Genomic DNA, 14,779 nt, shown 5'->3' on the forward strand with positions numbered 1-14,779 from the left:
AAGCGACCTTGAACGCACCTACAGTAGAACCCCATCGTTTTCTCCTCGAGCCCTTTGAGGCTCGCCGTTTCGCCAACCTGTGCGGACAGTTCGACGAGCACCTGCGCCTGATCGAACAACGCCTGAGCATCGAGATCCGCAACCGCGGCAATCAGTTCGAGCTCATTGGTGAACCCCACCACACCACGTCTGCGGAAAACCTGCTGCGTCGTCTCTACCGCGAAACCAAGGGCAGTGAGCTGTCGCCGGAAACGGTGCACCTGTACCTGCAGGAATCCGCCGTGGAAGACCTGGCCAGCAACCCCGTGGCCGAAGCCAGCGTGGCCCTGCGTACCAAGAAAGGCATGATTCGCCCACGCGGCTTGAATCAGCAGAAGTACGTCAAGGAAATCCTCGGCAACGACATCAACTTCGGCATCGGCCCGGCCGGTACCGGCAAGACGTATCTAGCCGTGGCCTGTGCAGTCGATGCCCTGGAGCGCGAACAGGTGCGTCGCATCCTGCTGGTGCGCCCCGCCGTCGAAGCGGGCGAAAAGCTCGGTTTCCTGCCCGGCGACCTGGCCCAGAAGATCGACCCGTACCTGCGTCCGCTCTACGACGCACTCTACGAGATGCTGGGCTTTGAATACGTCGCCAAGCTGATCGAACGCCAGGTGATCGAAATTGCTCCGCTGGCGTACATGCGTGGTCGTACCTTGAACAACAGCTTCATCATTCTCGACGAAAGCCAGAACACCACCGTCGAACAGATGAAGATGTTCCTCACCCGTATCGGTTTCGGCTCCACGGCCGTAATCACCGGCGACATCACCCAGGTCGACCTGCCCAAGGGCACCAAGTCGGGCCTGGGCCAGGTGATCGAAGTGCTCAAGGACGTGCCAGGCATCAGCTTTACGCATTTCATGCCCAAGGACGTGGTGCGCCACCCGCTGGTGCAACGCATTGTCGAGGCCTATGAGCGTTTCGAACACCGCGACGACGGCCTGTCCAAGGACGTACGCCGCGATGCTTGAGCTTGACCTGCAACTGGCCACCGAAGCGGCCGCGCCCAGCGAAGCCCAGTTCCGTCAGTGGTGCGAACTGGCCTTGCGCCAGCGCACCGCCGATTCGGAGCTGACCATTCGTCTGGTGGACGAGCCCGAAGGCCGTGAGCTGAATCACACCTGGCGTCAGAAAGACTACGCGACCAACGTGCTGTCATTCCCCGCCGACGTGCCCGACGAGTTCCTGGATATCCCGCTGCTGGGCGACCTGGTGATCTGTGTCGCGGTAGTGGAACGTGAGGCGCAGGAGCAAGAAAAGGAACTCGAGGCCCACTGGGCCCATCTAGTCATTCATGGCTGCTTGCATCTCTTGGGTTACGACCATATAGACGATGACGAAGCCGAGGAAATGGAAGCACTGGAACGAACGTTGCTTGCAGAACTGGGCCATCGAGACCCGTATGCAGACGACGAAAACCAATCGACACTCAACTGAAACAATCAAGGATTTAGAGTAATCGCTATGAGCGAAGACCGATCGAGCAACGGGCAAAAGTCATGGCTGGGTAAATTGACCCAGGCTTTTGCCCACGAGCCGAAAAACCGCCAGGAGCTGCTGGAGCTACTGCGCGAGGCCCATCAGAACAAGTTGCTGGACAGCGAAGCGCTGGCCATCGTCGAAGGCGCCATCCAGGTCGCTGACCTGCAAGTACGCGACATCATGGTGCCGCGTTCGCAGATGATCAGCATCAAGGCGACCCAGACCCCGCGGGAATTCCTCCCGGCCGTGATCGACTCGGCGCACTCGCGCTACCCGGTGATCGGCGAAAGCCATGACGACGTCATGGGTGTCCTGTTGGCCAAGGACCTGTTGCCGCTGATCCTCAAGGAGAACGGCGACAGCTTCAACATCAAGGACCTGCTGCGCCCGGCCACCTTCGTGCCCGAGTCCAAGCGCCTGAATGTGCTGCTGCGCGAATTTCGCGCCAACCACAACCACATGGCCATCGTGATCGACGAATACGGTGGCGTGGCGGGGCTGGTGACCATCGAAGACGTGCTGGAACAGATCGTCGGCGACATCGAAGACGAGCACGACGTCGAAGAAGACAGCTACATCAAGCCACTGCCCAGCGGTGACTTCCTGATCAAGGCATTGACGCCTATCGAGAACTTCAACGAGTTCTTCGACAGCGAATTTTCCGACGATGAATTCGACACCGTCGGCGGCCTGGTGATGAGTGCGTTCGGGCATCTGCCCAAGCGTAACGAAACCACCGAGATCGGCGCGTATCGTTTCCGCATCCTGAATGCCGACAGCCGTCGCATCCATCTGATCCGCCTGACTCCGATTGCCCGCTAAGGACTGACATGCGCCGTATGATTGCACCCGGCTGGCCCGGTAACTTGCTGGCCGTGGTGGCCGGCGCCATTACCACCCTGGCGCTGGCGCCGTTCGACATCTGGCCGCTGGCGCTGGTGGCGGTGGGTGTGTTCTATATCGGCCTGCGTGAGCTGACACCGCGCCAGGCCCTGGGCCGCGGCTGGTGTTTCGGCTTCGGCCTGTTTGGCGCGGGCACCAGCTGGATCTACTACAGCATCCACCACTTCGGCGGCGCTTCGGTGCTGCTGGCGGGCTTCTTGATGCTGCTGTTCACCGCCGCCATCGCCTGGTTCTTCGCCCTGCCCGCCTGGCTGTGGGCGCGCTGGCTGCGCCGCAATGAAGCGCCGCTGGCCGATGCGCTGACGTTCGCCGCGTTGTGGGTCGGCCAGGAAGCCTTTCGTGGCTGGTTCCTTACCGGTTTTCCGTGGTTGTACTCCGGCTACAGTCAACTCGACGGCCCGCTCAGCGGTCTGGCGCCCCTGGGCGGGATGTGGCTGATTTCCTTCGCCCTGGCGCTGACGGCTGCTGTGCTGTGTAATCTGCCGCGCCTGCTGGCAAGCAAGCGCAACAGCTTCATCGCCGCAGGCCTGGTGCTGCTCGTTGCGCCGTGGGCCATCGGCCTTGCGCTCAAGCATCATGCCTGGACCTCGCCTTCCGGCCCGCCATTGAGCGTGGCCGCCATTCAAGGCAACGTCGAACAGAGCATGAAGTGGGACCCGGATCAGCTCAATGCGCAGTTGGCGCTGTACCGCGACATGAGCTTGAGCTCCAAGCGCGTCGACCTGCTGGTGTGGCCGGAAACCGCCGTACCGGTGCTCAAGGAGTCGGTCGAAGGTTATCTGGGCATGATGGGCAAGTTCGCCGCCAGCCGTAATACCGCGCTGATCACCGGGGTACCGATTCGCCAGGAGGTGCGCCATGAAAAGCGTTACTTCAATGGCATCACCGTGGTCGGCGAAGGCGACGGCACCTACCTCAAGCAAAAGCTGGTGCCCTTCGGTGAATACGTGCCCCTGCAGGATATGTTGCGCGGCTTGATCGCCTTCTTCGACCTGCCGATGTCGGATTTTGCCCGCGGCCCTTCCGACCAGCCGATGCTGCAGGCCAAGGGTTATCAGATTGCGCCGTTCATCTGCTATGAAGTGGTGTACCCGGAGTTCGCCGCCGGCCTGTCGGCCCAGAGCGACTTGCTGCTGACGATCAGCAACGATACGTGGTTCGGCCGCTCCATCGGCCCGCTGCAACATCTGCAGATGGCGCAGATGCGTGCGCTTGAAGCCGGACGCTGGATGATCCGCGCCACCAACAACGGCGTGACCGGCCTGATCAACCCGTTTGGGCAGATCACCGCGCAGATCCCGCAATTCGAGCGCGGCATTCTCTACGGCGACGTGGTGCCGATGCACAACCTCACGCCCTACCTGCAATGGCGGTCGTGGCCGTTGATCATCGTGTGCGTGCTGTTGTTCGGCTGGGCGCTGCTGGCGGCCCGGATGGCCAAAACGGTCTAACAGATCAACCACAAAACCATTGTGGGAGGGGGCTTGCCCCCGATTGCGGTGTATCAGTAACAAATGTGCTGACTGACACTCCTCTATCGGGCGCAAGCCCCCTCCCACATTTTAATCTGCATTTCAATCAGCAGGGTTAGCGGTAGAACAACCGATACCCCACCTGCCCCACCGCCTCGTTGATCAATTGCCCGCTCTGCCACACCGACTTGACCTCCGGCATCCAGCCGCCCAGCGGACGCGCATTGTCCACGCCCAGGAAGCCCACGGGCGCCGGCACCACGGTAAAGCCGGCCTTCTCGAAGCTCCACACCGAACGCGGCATGTGCCAGGCCTGGGTCACTACCACCACGCGCTTGATGCCCTGCGGCAATAGAATCTCGGCGCTCATCTGTGCATTTTCCCAGGTGGTGCGGCTGCGCTCTTCCTTCCAGCGCACGCTCACGCCGAAATCATCCTGCATCGACACGGCCATCAGCTCTGCTTCGCTGGGCGGCGTGCCATAGTGCAAGCCACCGGTGGTCAATACCGGCAACCCGGACGCCTTGGCCAGACGCGCGGCAAAACGCTGACGCTCCAAGCCGATGCCGGTGGGCTGATCGCTGCCCCACGCCACGTCCCCGCGTTCACGGCCGGAGCCGAGCACCACAATCGCATCGGCGCGCTGGGCCAGCGCCGCCCAGTCATCACGGGCCAGGGGCGGCACGGTCTCCAGGGCATTCGCGCCCCACTGCACCATCACCGGCAGGCTGATCAACCACATCCCGCCCAACCCCAAGGCAAAGCAACACCCCGCCAAGCGCGGACGACTGCGGCGAAACCACCAGGCAAGCGCCAGCAACAGCAAAAAAATACCGGGCGGCAACAACAGTTGTTTAATGAAATAACGAAAAGGCATCGGGCATCTCCAAAGATGCCCGAAGCCTAGATGCAACGGGGTTCAGCAACAATCCTTACCAGCACATTTTGCAAAAGTAGCGGATAACGCGGGGTCACTTGCACCGTGTGGACCGGAACTTGTCCGGGCCGCGACCGGCCGCCAGGTCCTTCAGCCACACGACATTGGCCGTACCAGAACACGCCTGGACTGGCGGGGAGGCCTGCCCATGAGAGGCGCGTGAGCGATGAAACGCCAGGTAGTTCTTGATCAGTTCAAGCTCCGCCTGGCTCAAGCCTCGCAACTCCAGCTCCAGAGGCCGTTCATCACGCAATCGGCCCGCGGTTCTTGCGGCATCCAATGCCCGACCCAAACGGTCGATCAGTCCTTCATATAACTGCGGTTTCGTTAAAGTTCGCTGCGATTCAGCCATCCCCTCACCTCATTGAAGAAATACGTGCTCCCCAATAAACAGCGTAGCCCCCGTGGCTGCGCCTGCCCGATGCCGCGACAGACGGCCCTGCCTGCGCAATCAGGGTTTCCCTCGATAGAGTGGGGTCATGTATGCTACGGCGCTTCCTGTAACTCCACTTCCCGCAGGGTTTGGGCACGCACGCGCCGCTTTCTGGTGTCGAACAACCCGGACAATGCACCGAAGAGGAATAGGCCACCCTTATTCAGTTCAAAAGTAGCCATGCACGAACAATATCAGCCCCGTGAAATAGAAAATGCCGCACAAACCTTCTGGGACGAGCAGAAGTCCTTTGAAGTCAGCGAACAGCCAGGCAAGGAGACTTACTATTGCCTATCGATGTTCCCTTACCCCAGCGGCAAGCTACACATGGGGCACGTGCGTAACTACACCATCGGCGACGTGATCTCTCGCTACCAGCGCATGCTCGGCAAGAACGTTCTGCAACCCATGGGTTGGGACGCTTTCGGCATGCCGGCGGAAAACGCCGCGATGAAAAACAACGTGGCCCCCGCCAAGTGGACCTACGAAAACATCGCCTACATGAAGACCCAGCTGCGCAGCCTGGGTCTGGCGGTGGACTGGTCCCGCGAAGTGACCACCTGCAAGCCGGACTACTACCGCTGGGAACAATGGCTGTTCACTCGCCTGTTCGAAAAAGGCGTGATCTACAAGAAAAGCGGCACCGTGAACTGGGACCCGGTCGACCAGACCGTACTGGCCAACGAACAGGTGATCGACGGTCGCGGCTGGCGCTCCGGCGCGCTGATCGAAAAGCGCGAAATCCCGATGTATTACTTCAAGATCACCGCCTATGCGGATGAACTCTTGTCGAGCCTCGACGACTTGCCGGGCTGGCCTGAGCAGGTCAAGACCATGCAGCGCAACTGGATTGGCAAATCCAAAGGCATGGAAGTGCAGTTCCCCTACAACGTCGACTCGATCGGCGAAGCGGGCGCACTCAAGGTGTTCACCACCCGCCCCGACACCCTGATGGGCGCCACTTACGTCGCCGTGGCCGCCGAACACCCGCTGGCCACCCAGGCCGCACAGAACAACCCCGAGTTGCAGGCGTTCATCGCTGAATGCAAAGGCGGCAGCGTGGCTGAAGCCGACGTCGCGACCCAGGAGAAAAAAGGCCTGCCGACCGGCCTGTTCGTCGAGCACCCGTTGACTGGCGAGAAGCTGCCGGTCTGGGTCGCCAACTACGTGCTCATGCACTACGGCGACGGCGCGGTGATGGCCGTACCGGCCCACGACGAACGCGATTTCGAATTCGCCACTAAATACAGCCTGCCGATCAAGTCCGTGGTGCGCACCAGCTCGGGCGAAACCAACCCGGCCCCATGGCAGGACGCCTACGGCGAACACGGCACCCTGATCAACTCCGGCGAGTTCGACGGCCTGGACTTCCAGGGCGCGTTCGACGCCATCGAAGTCGCGCTGGTCAAGAAAAACCTCGGTGCCTCGCGCACCCAGTTCCGCCTGCGCGACTGGGGCATCAGCCGCCAGCGCTACTGGGGCTGCCCGATCCCGATCATCCACTGCCAAAGCTGTGGCGACGTGCCGGTGCCGGAAGACCAGTTGCCGGTGGTGTTGCCCGAAGACGTGGTGCCGGACGGCGCCGGCTCGCCATTGGCGCGCATGCCCGAGTTCTACGAGTGCAGCTGCCCGAAATGCGGCCAGCCTGCCAAGCGTGAAACCGACACCATGGACACCTTCGTCGAGTCCTCGTGGTATTACGCCCGTTACGCGTCGCCGCACTATGAAGGTGGCCTGGTCGAGAAATCCGCAGCCGACCACTGGTTGCCGGTGGATCAATACATCGGTGGCATCGAGCACGCCATCCTGCACCTGCTGTATGCGCGCTTCTTCCACAAGCTGATGCGTGACGAAGGCCTGGTCAGCTCCGACGAACCGTTCAAGAACCTGCTGACCCAAGGCATGGTGATCGCCGATACCTACTATCGCCGCGAAGCCAATGGCGCCTACACCTGGTTCAACCCGGCGGACGTCGAGCTTGAGCGCGACAGCAAAGCCAAGGTCATCAGCGCCAAGCTCAAATCCGACGGCCTGCCGGTGGAAATCGGCGGCACCGAGAAGATGGCCAAGTCCAAGAACAACGGCGTCGACCCGCAATCGATGATCGATCAGTTCGGCGCCGACACCTGCCGCCTGTTCATGATGTTCGCCTCGCCGCCCGACATGAGCGCCGAATGGTCCGACTCCGGCGTCGAAGGCTCGCACCGCTTCCTCAAGCGCGTCTGGCGCCTGGCCCATGCCCACGTCAGCCAGGGCCTGCCGGGCAAGCTGGACGTGGCAGCCTTGAATGATGAGCAAAAGGCAGTTCGTCGCAGCATCCACCTGGCTATCCGCCAGGCCAGCCAGGACGTAGGGCAGAACCACAAGTTCAACACCGCCATCGCCCAGGTGATGACGCTGATGAACGTGCTGGAGAAAGCCGCGCAGGCCACCGAACAGGATCGCGCATTAATTCAGGAAGGCCTGGAAACGGTTACCCTGCTGCTGGCGCCGATCACGCCGCACATCAGCCACGAATTGTGGGCTCGCCTGGGCCACAGCGGTGCCGTCATCGATGCCCGCTGGCCGGTGCAGGATGACAGCGCGCTGGTACAGGACACGCTGCAACTGGTGATTCAGGTCAATGGCAAGTTGCGCGGTCAGATCGACATGCCGGCCAGCGCCAGCCGTGAAGAAGTCGAAGCGGCCGCACGCTGCAACGAAAACGTGCTGCGCTTTACCGAAGGCCTGACGATCCGCAAAGTGATCGTAGTGCCCGGAAAACTGGTCAATATCGTCGCCAGCTAAATTGGATCGGGCGCAGGGCTTGAGCCCTGCGCCGAACTAAACCTTCAGGGCCTCGATAAGGCCCGCCTGGTTTCAAGGGGAGCAACAACATGATCAAACGCAATCTGCTGGTAATGGGCCTGGCCGTTCTGTTGAGCGCTTGCGGCTTCCAGCTGCGCGGCACCGGCACCAACGAACTGTCGCTCAAGGAACTCGACGTCAGCGCACGCAACGCCTACGGCGAAACCGTCACGCAACTGCGCCAGACCCTGGAAAACAGCGGTGTGCGCGTCTATACCGGCGCCACCTACAAACTGGACCTGGTCGATGAGCGCGAAACCCAGCGCAACATCAGCTACGCCAGTGCCGGCCGTGCCTCGGACGTCGAGTTGACCACCACCGTCAACTTCGAAGTACAGGGCCGCGACCACCTGCCGCTGATGGGCGACAAGATCCAGGTCCAGAAAGTCGTGAGCCACGACGGCAACAACCTGGTGGGTTCAGACTCCGAAACCATTCAGGTGCGCAAGGAAATGCGTCGTGAGCTGGTCCAGCGCATGATGACCCGCCTGCAAACGCTGACCCCGGAAAAACTGGCCGAGCTGCAGCAGGTTGCCGACAACAAGGCCAAGGCTGACGCCGATGCCCTGAAGGCCGCGCAAGAGTACGAAGACAACACGCCGAAACAGTCGCCTGTTGAAGTGCCTGTCGAGTAAGCCATACGGGGCGCCCAAGGCGCCCCGTTCGCCCTGCCTATGAAACTCGCTCCCGCCCAACTCGCCAAACACCTGCAAGGTGGCCTCGCGCCTGTCTACATTGTCAGCGGCGATGACCCGTTGCTGTGCCAGGAAGCCGCCGATGCCATTCGCGCGGCGGCGCGCCAGCAAGGTTTCGACGAGCGCCAGGTATTCAGCGCCGACGCCAGTTTCGACTGGGGAACGTTGCTGCAAGCCGGCGCGAGCATGTCGCTGTTCGCCGAAAAGCGCCTGCTGGAACTGCGCCTGCCCTCGGGCAAGCCGGGCGACAAAGGCGCGGCAGCGTTGATGGAATACTGCTCGCGCCCGGCTGAAGACACGGTGCTGCTGATCAGCCTGCCCAAGCTCGACGGCAGCGCGCAGAAGACCAAATGGGGCAAGGCGCTGGTGGAAGGCCCACAGACCCAGTTCATTCAGATCTGGCCGGTGGACAGCAGCCAATTGCCGCAGTGGATTCGCCAGCGCCTGTCACAGTCTGGATTGTCGGCTACGCAAGATGCCGTCGAGCTGATCGCCGCCAGGGTCGAGGGCAACCTGCTTGCCGCCGCCCAGGAGATCGAAAAGCTCAAGCTGATGGCCGAAGACGGGCAGATCACCGTCGAAACCGTGCAAGGCGCCGTGGCCGACAGTGCGCGTTTTGATGTGTTCGGGTTGGTGGACGCCATCCTCAACGGCGAACCCGCCCATGCCCTGCGCATGCTCGAAGGGCTGCGCGGCGAGGGCGTGGAACCGCCGGTAATTCTCTGGGCCCTGGCCCGGGAACTGCGGGTGCTGGCTAACATTGCGCTGCAATACAGCCAGGGCACGCCGCTGGACAAATGCTTCAGCCAGGCCCGGCCACCGGTGTGGGACAAGCGCAAACCCCTGATGAGCAAGGCCCTGCAACGGCACTCGGCGCAACGCTGGGCGCAGCTGTTGCTGGAAGCGCAGCGCATCGACGCACAGATCAAAGGCCAGGCGGCGGGCTCGCCGTGGATGAGCCTGAGCCGCTTATCCTTGCTGATGGCCGGCCAGCGGCTGACGTTACCTGCCGAATAACCCCTCTTTCAGCAACACTGCGGAACAATGTGGGAGGGGGCTTGCCCCCGATGGCAATGTGTCAGTCACCTGATTTATTGACTGTTACACCGCTATCGGGAGCAAGCCCCCTCCCACATTTTGATTGTGTTTACAATTCTCGGGCTTTACAGCGCCGCTATATAGGCAGATTATTTTCGCCGCTCCACCCACCCAACGAGAGAACCAACCATGAGCAAAAAGCCATCCAAGCATGGCCCGAACAAGGCCAAATCCATCATCGCCCAGCCACTGTTCCGCAGCCGTCAGGAACGCGCCGGCAAGGGCAAAGGCAGCTACCGCCGCGAAGCCTTCCAGTCTAATAGCTGGGAGGCTTCTTACTTTCTGGCTGCCTGAAGGCAAGCGCCCCTCTGGCGTGATAAGGTCTGTACTTGATTTGTAACCCCCTGGACCTGTGCATGCCCTCTCGTCTTTCCCGTCATTGGCACCTTCGCCAATTGATCGCTGCCTCCAGCCTCATTCTGCTTGTCGCCTGCGCGGAAAAACCCACCGCCGCGGACGCTCAACCCCTGCCCACACTCAAGACTGCACCGGCCGTTGCGCCTGCCGTCGTTGCGCCGCTGGCGGTGGACAACCTGAACATCCAGCCAACCCAGACCTTCGCCGAATGGCAGGCGGGTTTCCGTGCGCAAGCCCTGCAAGCCGGGATCACGGCTGACGTCTTCGATAACGCCTTCGCCGGCGTTACCCCGGACATGGCGGTAATTCGCGCCGACCGCAGCCAGCCGGAGTTTTCCCGCCCGGTGTGGGAATACCTCGATGGCGCGCTGTCGCCGCTGCGCGTACGTAATGGTCAGGCGTTGCTGGTCAAGTACGCCGACATCCTGCAGCGTATCGAAGAGCGTTATGGCGTTGATCGCCAGGCACTCGTCTCGGTGTGGGGCATGGAGAGCAACTTCGGCCAGTTCCAGGGCAATAACTCGGTGATCCGCTCCCTCGCGACCCTGGCCTATGAAGGCCGCCGCCCGGCCTTCGCGCAGGCACAGCTGCTGGCGGCGCTGCAGATCATCCAGCATGGCGATATCCAGGCAGACCAGATGAAAGGCTCCTGGGCTGGCGCAATGGGCCAGACCCAGTTCATCCCTACTACCTACAACACCCACGCCGTGGATTTTGACGGCGACGGTCGCCGCGATATCTGGAACAGCCCGGCTGACGCCCTCGCCTCCACCGCCCATTACCTGCAAAGTTCCGGCTGGCAGAAAGGCCAGCCGTGGGGCGTTGAGGTGCAGCAATTGCCTTCAGGCTTCGACTATTCACTGGCCGACGGCGGCATCCGCAAGACCGTCGCCGAATGGCTGAAACTGGGCATCCAGTTGCCGCCTGGCGCCAGCCTGCCTGCCAATGTCGAGCAACTGTCCGCCGCCCTGCTGTTGCCGGCCGGCTACCGCGGCCCGGCGTTCCTGGTTCTGGATAACTTCCGTGCGATCCTGAAGTACAACAACTCGTCGTCCTATGCGCTGGCCGTTGGCCTGCTGTCGGAGCGGTTCGGTGGCGGTGGTGTGATTCGCGGAAGCTGGCCGAAGGACGAGCTGCCGCTGAGCCGCTCGCAACGTATCGACCTGCAGACGGCGCTCAGCGCCAAGGGCTACGACGCCGGCAACGCTGACGGGATCATCGGAGCCAACACGCGCAAGGCGATTCGCGCGGCGCAGCAAGCGCTGGGCTGGCCGGCGGATGGGTATCCGACGGTGAAGTTGTTGGAGTCGTTGCAGAACTGATAGATCGCTGTATGGCGGCTACCGCTATCGGGGGCAAGCCCCCTCCCACAGTTGATTGCATTCCAAATGTGGGAGGGGGCTTGCCCCCGATGCGGTTGAGCAGCCGCTAAAGAATCAGCGGTTGAACACCACATCCTGCTCCAACACCACCTGCTGCTCCCCCGCATCCAGACGCACCAACGCGCCCATCGGCAGCGTCAGGTTCGGATCGCAATGCCCACTGCGCCAACCGGACAGCACCGGAATGCACAGCGGCTCGAAGGTCTGCTTCAACAGCCGTTCGAGCCCCGCCTGATCCACGCCTGCGACATCCCCCACCAATACCCCCGCAACCTGGTCGAGCTTGCCTGCCAGACGCAGGTGCATCAGCAAGCGGTCGATGCGATAGAGCGGCTCGTTGACGTCCTCGATGAACAGAATGATGCCTTCAGCGTCGATTTCGTAAGCAGTTCCCATCACCGCTGCGATCATCGACAGGTTGCCGCCCAGCAGGCGCCCGCAGGCGATGCCTGGCTCAATGGTAGTCAATGGGTAGGCCACCGGATGCGTCAGCAGGCTGCCGGCGCCAAGCTGGCCGCGTAGCAGGCTGAACAGCGAGGATTCGGTAGGTTGTTGCTTGCCACCGAGCAAATCAGCATTGAGCATCGGCCCGTGGAAGGTGATGAAGCCCGCATAGCGGTTGATCGCCAGGTGCAAGGCGGTGATGTCGCTGTAGCCCACAAAGGGCTTGGGGTGCGCGCGCAACAGGTCGAAATCCAGTGCATCGAGCAGACGTGGCGTACCGTAGCCGCCGCGCAGGCAGAAAATCGCGTCGATCTCAGGGTCGGCGAAAGCGGCGTGGAGGTCATCGAGGCGCACTTGATCGCTGCCGGCCAGGTAGCCGTCACTCTCATGCACGCCGGGGAAAATTCGCAGGTCGTAGCCGCGGGCGCGCATCCACTGCCCGGCTTTTTCGACGTCCAACGCGGCAGGGCCGGCGGGGGCGATCAGGCCGATGGTGCCTTCGGGACGTAATGCGGGTACGGAAGCAGTCATGCACAATTCTCCCTGTAGATGACGCTCAACAAAATGTGGGAGGGGGCTTACTCCCGATGGCGGTGTGACAGTCAATACAGGATCGACTGAAAGACCGCGATCGGGGGCAAGCCCCCTCCCACATTGGATCTGTGTTACGAAACCAGGCTTGCCTTGACCAGCTTGGCCTGTTCATCAGCATGGTACGAAGAGCGCACCAACGGGCCGGAAGCCACGTTCTTGAAGCCCATCTTGTAACCTTCCTCGGCGAACCAGGCGAAGGTGTCCGGGTGCACGAAACGCTGCACCGGCAAGTGGCTACGGGACGGTTGCAGGTACTGGCCCAGGGTCAGCATATCGATGTCGTGTTCGCGCATGCGCTTCATGACTTCGATGACTTCTTCGTCGGTTTCGCCCAGGCCCAGCATCAAGCCGGATTTGGTCGGAATGTGCGGCATCATCTGCTTGAACTTCTGCAGCAGGGTCAGCGACCACTGGTAATCGGAACCCGGACGCGCGGCCTTGTACAGGCGCGGCACGGTTTCCAGGTTGTGGTTGAACACATCCGGCGGCTCGGCGGCGGTGATTTCCAGCGCCACATCCATGCGGCCACGGTAGTCGGGCACCAGGGTTTCGAGCATCACGTTCGGCGACAGCTTGCGGATTTCGCGGATGCAGTCGGCAAAGTGCTGGGCACCGCCGTCACGCAAGTCGTCACGGTCCACCGAAGTGATTACCACGTACTTGAGCTTCAGGTCGGCGATGGCGATGGCCAGGCTTTCTGGCTCATTGACGTCCAGCGGCTTCGGACGGCCGTGGCCCACGTCGCAGAACGGGCAGCGACGGGTGCAAATGTCGCCCATGATCATGAAGGTGGCGGTGCCGCCGGAGAAGCACTCGCCCAGGTTCGGGCAGGATGCCTCTTCGCACACGCTGTGCAACTTGTGTTTGCGCAGCAGGGCCTTGATACGGTCGACTTCCGGCGAGACCGGGATGCGCACGCGAATCCAGTCAGGCTTTTTCGGCAGTTCGGTGGTCGGGATGATCTTCACCGGGATGCGTGCAACCTTCTCGGCGCCGCGCAGCTTGACGCCGGCTTCCACCTTGGCACGCGGGGCCGGGGCTGGACGCTCGGTAACGTCCAGCGTCGGGATCATGGTTTGCACAACATCAGTAGTCATATCAATCGATTCCGCCCGTCAGGGTCGTCTGCTCAGCATAGTCGAGGTGTTTGACGAGCTGCGCGCGCAGCCGGGCACTTACCTCGGCAAATTCTATGGGTGTTGCATGATCGCTCAACTGGGTCATCGCAAGCCCCGCATAGCCACACGGGTTGATCCGCCGAAACGGTGCCAGGTCCATGTCCACATTCAGGGCCAGGCCATGAAAGGAACAACCGTGACGAATGCGCAGCCCCAGGGAGGCGATTTTCGCGCCATCCACGTACACACCCGGTGCATCGGGCTTGGCCGCAGCGGTCACGCCGTAGCTGGCCAGCAGCTCGATCAGGCAAGCTTCCATGCGGCTTACCAGGTCACGCACGCCAAACCCCAGCTTGCGCACATCCAGCAACAGGTAAGCCACCAGTTGGCCAGGCCCATGGTAAGTCACTTGACCCCCTCGGTCGACCTGCACCACCGGAATATCACCCGGGAGTAGCAGATGCTCAGCCTTGCCGGCCTGACCTTGGGTGAATACCGGAGGGTGTTCGACTAGCCAGATTTCATCCGGTGCCGAGCTGCCGCGCTCGTTGGTAAAGCGCTGCATGGCGTGCCAGACCGGCTCGTAAGCCATCCGGCCGAGCTCGCGAAAGCCCAGGACCTGTGACATCACAACACCATGTGCACGAAGCCGGTGGCCCGCAGTTCGCTGTTGATGTCGTAGAGCTGATCCTGACCGGTTGCAACGATGTGCAACTGGATCGTGGTGTATTTACCGTTGGTGCTCGAACGCTCGTCCACCCGGTTGTCGTTGATCGTCGCGTGTTTACGCACGATTTCAAGAATTCTGTCTTTGTTGCCTGCGCCGGTATCGCTGATCACCTTGACGGGATAATCCGTCACCGGGAATTCGATCTTTGGCGCCTTCACTTCTACGTCTTTATCGGTCATGGCAGAACAGCCTCGTAAGCGCTAAGCCGTGGCGACGGGCAAAGCCCCGCGTTGGATCAACGCGGG

At 61.7% G+C, this 14,779-nt stretch carries 15 protein-coding genes; 9 read left to right on the forward strand and 6 right to left on the reverse strand.

Annotation, left to right across the window (positions count from 1 at the left end; all coding sequences use genetic code 11):
* Positions 1-8: 8 nt before the first annotated feature.
* From SC318_RS23200 to lnt, 4 genes are read left to right on the forward strand one after another with little or no spacing between them, the layout of a single operon-like run.
* A complete protein-coding gene (locus SC318_RS23200) occupies positions 9-1,013 on the forward strand; it encodes a PhoH family protein (protein ID WP_320428605.1) in 1,005 nt (334 codons plus the stop codon).
* A complete protein-coding gene (gene ybeY / locus SC318_RS23205) occupies positions 1,006-1,479 on the forward strand; it encodes an rRNA maturation RNase YbeY (protein ID WP_320428606.1) in 474 nt (157 codons plus the stop codon). Before SC318_RS23200 ends, ybeY begins: the two co-directional genes overlap by 8 nt.
* Before the next feature lie 27 nt (positions 1,480-1,506).
* Positions 1,507-2,346, forward strand: coding sequence for a CorC family transporter (locus SC318_RS23210; protein WP_010206772.1), 840 nt, complete (start codon positions 1,507-1,509; stop codon positions 2,344-2,346).
* A gap of 8 nt (positions 2,347-2,354) precedes the next feature.
* The gene (gene lnt, locus SC318_RS23215) at positions 2,355-3,878 is read left to right on the forward strand and encodes an apolipoprotein N-acyltransferase (RefSeq protein ID WP_320428607.1); all 1,524 of its coding nucleotides are present in this window, start codon (positions 2,355-2,357) and stop codon (positions 3,876-3,878) included.
* A 136-nt stretch (positions 3,879-4,014) separates the two neighbouring features.
* Here lnt and SC318_RS23220 read toward each other — a convergent pair whose 3' ends face one another.
* Together SC318_RS23220 and SC318_RS23225 are read right to left on the reverse strand one after the other, a co-directional pair.
* Positions 4,015-4,776 carry a YdcF family protein gene (locus tag SC318_RS23220; protein ID WP_320428608.1) on the reverse strand — a complete coding sequence of 254 codons (762 nt, stop codon included), beginning with the start codon at positions 4,774-4,776 and terminating at the stop codon, positions 4,015-4,017.
* Positions 4,777-4,870: 94 nt separating this feature from the next.
* The gene (locus SC318_RS23225) at positions 4,871-5,188 is read right to left on the reverse strand and encodes a hypothetical protein (RefSeq protein ID WP_320428609.1); all 318 of its coding nucleotides are present in this window, start codon (positions 5,186-5,188) and stop codon (positions 4,871-4,873) included.
* A gap of 261 nt (positions 5,189-5,449) precedes the next feature.
* On the opposite strand from SC318_RS23225, the gene leuS reads away from it, so the two are divergent.
* From leuS to SC318_RS23250, 5 genes are all read left to right on the forward strand, one after another.
* Positions 5,450-8,056 carry a leucine--tRNA ligase gene (gene leuS, locus SC318_RS23230; protein WP_320428610.1) on the forward strand — a complete coding sequence of 869 codons (2,607 nt, stop codon included), beginning with the start codon at positions 5,450-5,452 and terminating at the stop codon, positions 8,054-8,056.
* A gap of 89 nt (positions 8,057-8,145) precedes the next feature.
* Entirely contained in the window at positions 8,146-8,751 is a 606-nt protein-coding gene (gene lptE / locus SC318_RS23235; RefSeq protein WP_320428611.1) for an LPS-assembly lipoprotein LptE, read from the forward strand.
* Positions 8,752-8,790: 39 nt separating this feature from the next.
* The gene (gene holA / locus SC318_RS23240) at positions 8,791-9,828 is read left to right on the forward strand and encodes a DNA polymerase III subunit delta (RefSeq protein WP_320428612.1); all 1,038 of its coding nucleotides are present in this window, start codon (positions 8,791-8,793) and stop codon (positions 9,826-9,828) included.
* A gap of 210 nt (positions 9,829-10,038) precedes the next feature.
* Positions 10,039-10,203: an alternative ribosome rescue factor ArfA gene (arfA, locus tag SC318_RS23245; protein WP_003176285.1), complete on the forward strand. Its 165-nt coding sequence runs from the start codon at positions 10,039-10,041 to the stop codon at positions 10,201-10,203.
* Between the two features lie 62 nt (positions 10,204-10,265).
* A complete protein-coding gene (locus SC318_RS23250) occupies positions 10,266-11,588 on the forward strand; it encodes a lytic murein transglycosylase (protein WP_320428613.1) in 1,323 nt (440 codons plus the stop codon).
* Positions 11,589-11,702: 114 nt separating this feature from the next.
* On the opposite strand, the gene SC318_RS23255 is transcribed toward SC318_RS23250, so the two are convergent.
* The 4 genes from SC318_RS23255 to SC318_RS23270 form a co-directional block, all read right to left on the reverse strand.
* A complete protein-coding gene (locus SC318_RS23255; RefSeq protein ID WP_320428614.1) occupies positions 11,703-12,623 on the reverse strand; it encodes a S66 peptidase family protein in 921 nt (306 codons plus the stop codon).
* Positions 12,624-12,757: 134 nt separating this feature from the next.
* Positions 12,758-13,759 (reverse strand): lipoyl synthase, encoded by a 1,002-nt coding sequence (gene lipA / locus SC318_RS23260; protein ID WP_162163623.1) that lies wholly within the window; start codon positions 13,757-13,759, stop codon positions 12,758-12,760.
* 25 nt (positions 13,760-13,784) lie between these two features.
* Positions 13,785-14,432 (reverse strand): lipoyl(octanoyl) transferase LipB, encoded by a 648-nt coding sequence (gene lipB / locus SC318_RS23265; RefSeq protein ID WP_124388343.1) that lies wholly within the window; start codon positions 14,430-14,432, stop codon positions 13,785-13,787.
* Positions 14,432-14,713 (reverse strand): DUF493 domain-containing protein, encoded by a 282-nt coding sequence (locus SC318_RS23270; protein WP_320428615.1) that lies wholly within the window; start codon positions 14,711-14,713, stop codon positions 14,432-14,434. Before SC318_RS23270 ends, lipB begins: the two co-directional genes overlap by 1 nt.
* Positions 14,714-14,779 lie beyond the last annotated feature (66 nt).

Origin of the sequence: Pseudomonas sp. MUP55 (assembly GCF_034043515.1) — a bacterium.
Classification (GTDB): Bacteria; Pseudomonadota; Gammaproteobacteria; order Pseudomonadales; family Pseudomonadaceae; genus Aquipseudomonas.

Excerpts from the sequence above, each read along its gene's own strand:
- lptE (WP_320428611.1), top strand. The coding sequence starts at position 8,146 with ATGATCAAACGCAATCTGCTGGTAATGGGCCTGGCCGTTCTGTTGAGC.
- arfA (WP_003176285.1), top strand. The coding sequence starts at position 10,039 with ATGAGCAAAAAGCCATCCAAGCATGGCCCGAACAAGGCCAAATCCATC.
- SC318_RS23250 (WP_320428613.1), top strand. The coding sequence starts at position 10,266 with ATGCCCTCTCGTCTTTCCCGTCATTGGCACCTTCGCCAATTGATCGCT.
- SC318_RS23225 (WP_320428609.1), bottom strand. The coding sequence starts at position 5,188 with ATGGCTGAATCGCAGCGAACTTTAACGAAACCGCAGTTATATGAAGGA.
- SC318_RS23220 (WP_320428608.1), bottom strand. The coding sequence starts at position 4,776 with ATGCCTTTTCGTTATTTCATTAAACAACTGTTGTTGCCGCCCGGTATT.
- lipB (WP_124388343.1), bottom strand. The coding sequence starts at position 14,432 with ATGTCACAGGTCCTGGGCTTTCGCGAGCTCGGCCGGATGGCTTACGAG.
- ybeY (WP_320428606.1), top strand. The coding sequence starts at position 1,006 with ATGCTTGAGCTTGACCTGCAACTGGCCACCGAAGCGGCCGCGCCCAGC.
- leuS (WP_320428610.1), top strand. The coding sequence starts at position 5,450 with ATGCACGAACAATATCAGCCCCGTGAAATAGAAAATGCCGCACAAACC.
- holA (WP_320428612.1), top strand. The coding sequence starts at position 8,791 with ATGAAACTCGCTCCCGCCCAACTCGCCAAACACCTGCAAGGTGGCCTC.
- SC318_RS23210 (WP_010206772.1), top strand. The coding sequence starts at position 1,507 with ATGAGCGAAGACCGATCGAGCAACGGGCAAAAGTCATGGCTGGGTAAA.
- SC318_RS23270 (WP_320428615.1), bottom strand. The coding sequence starts at position 14,713 with ATGACCGATAAAGACGTAGAAGTGAAGGCGCCAAAGATCGAATTCCCG.
- lnt (WP_320428607.1), top strand. The coding sequence starts at position 2,355 with ATGCGCCGTATGATTGCACCCGGCTGGCCCGGTAACTTGCTGGCCGTG.
- lipA (WP_162163623.1), bottom strand. The coding sequence starts at position 13,759 with ATGATCCCGACGCTGGACGTTACCGAGCGTCCAGCCCCGGCCCCGCGT.
- SC318_RS23255 (WP_320428614.1), bottom strand. The coding sequence starts at position 12,623 with ATGACTGCTTCCGTACCCGCATTACGTCCCGAAGGCACCATCGGCCTG.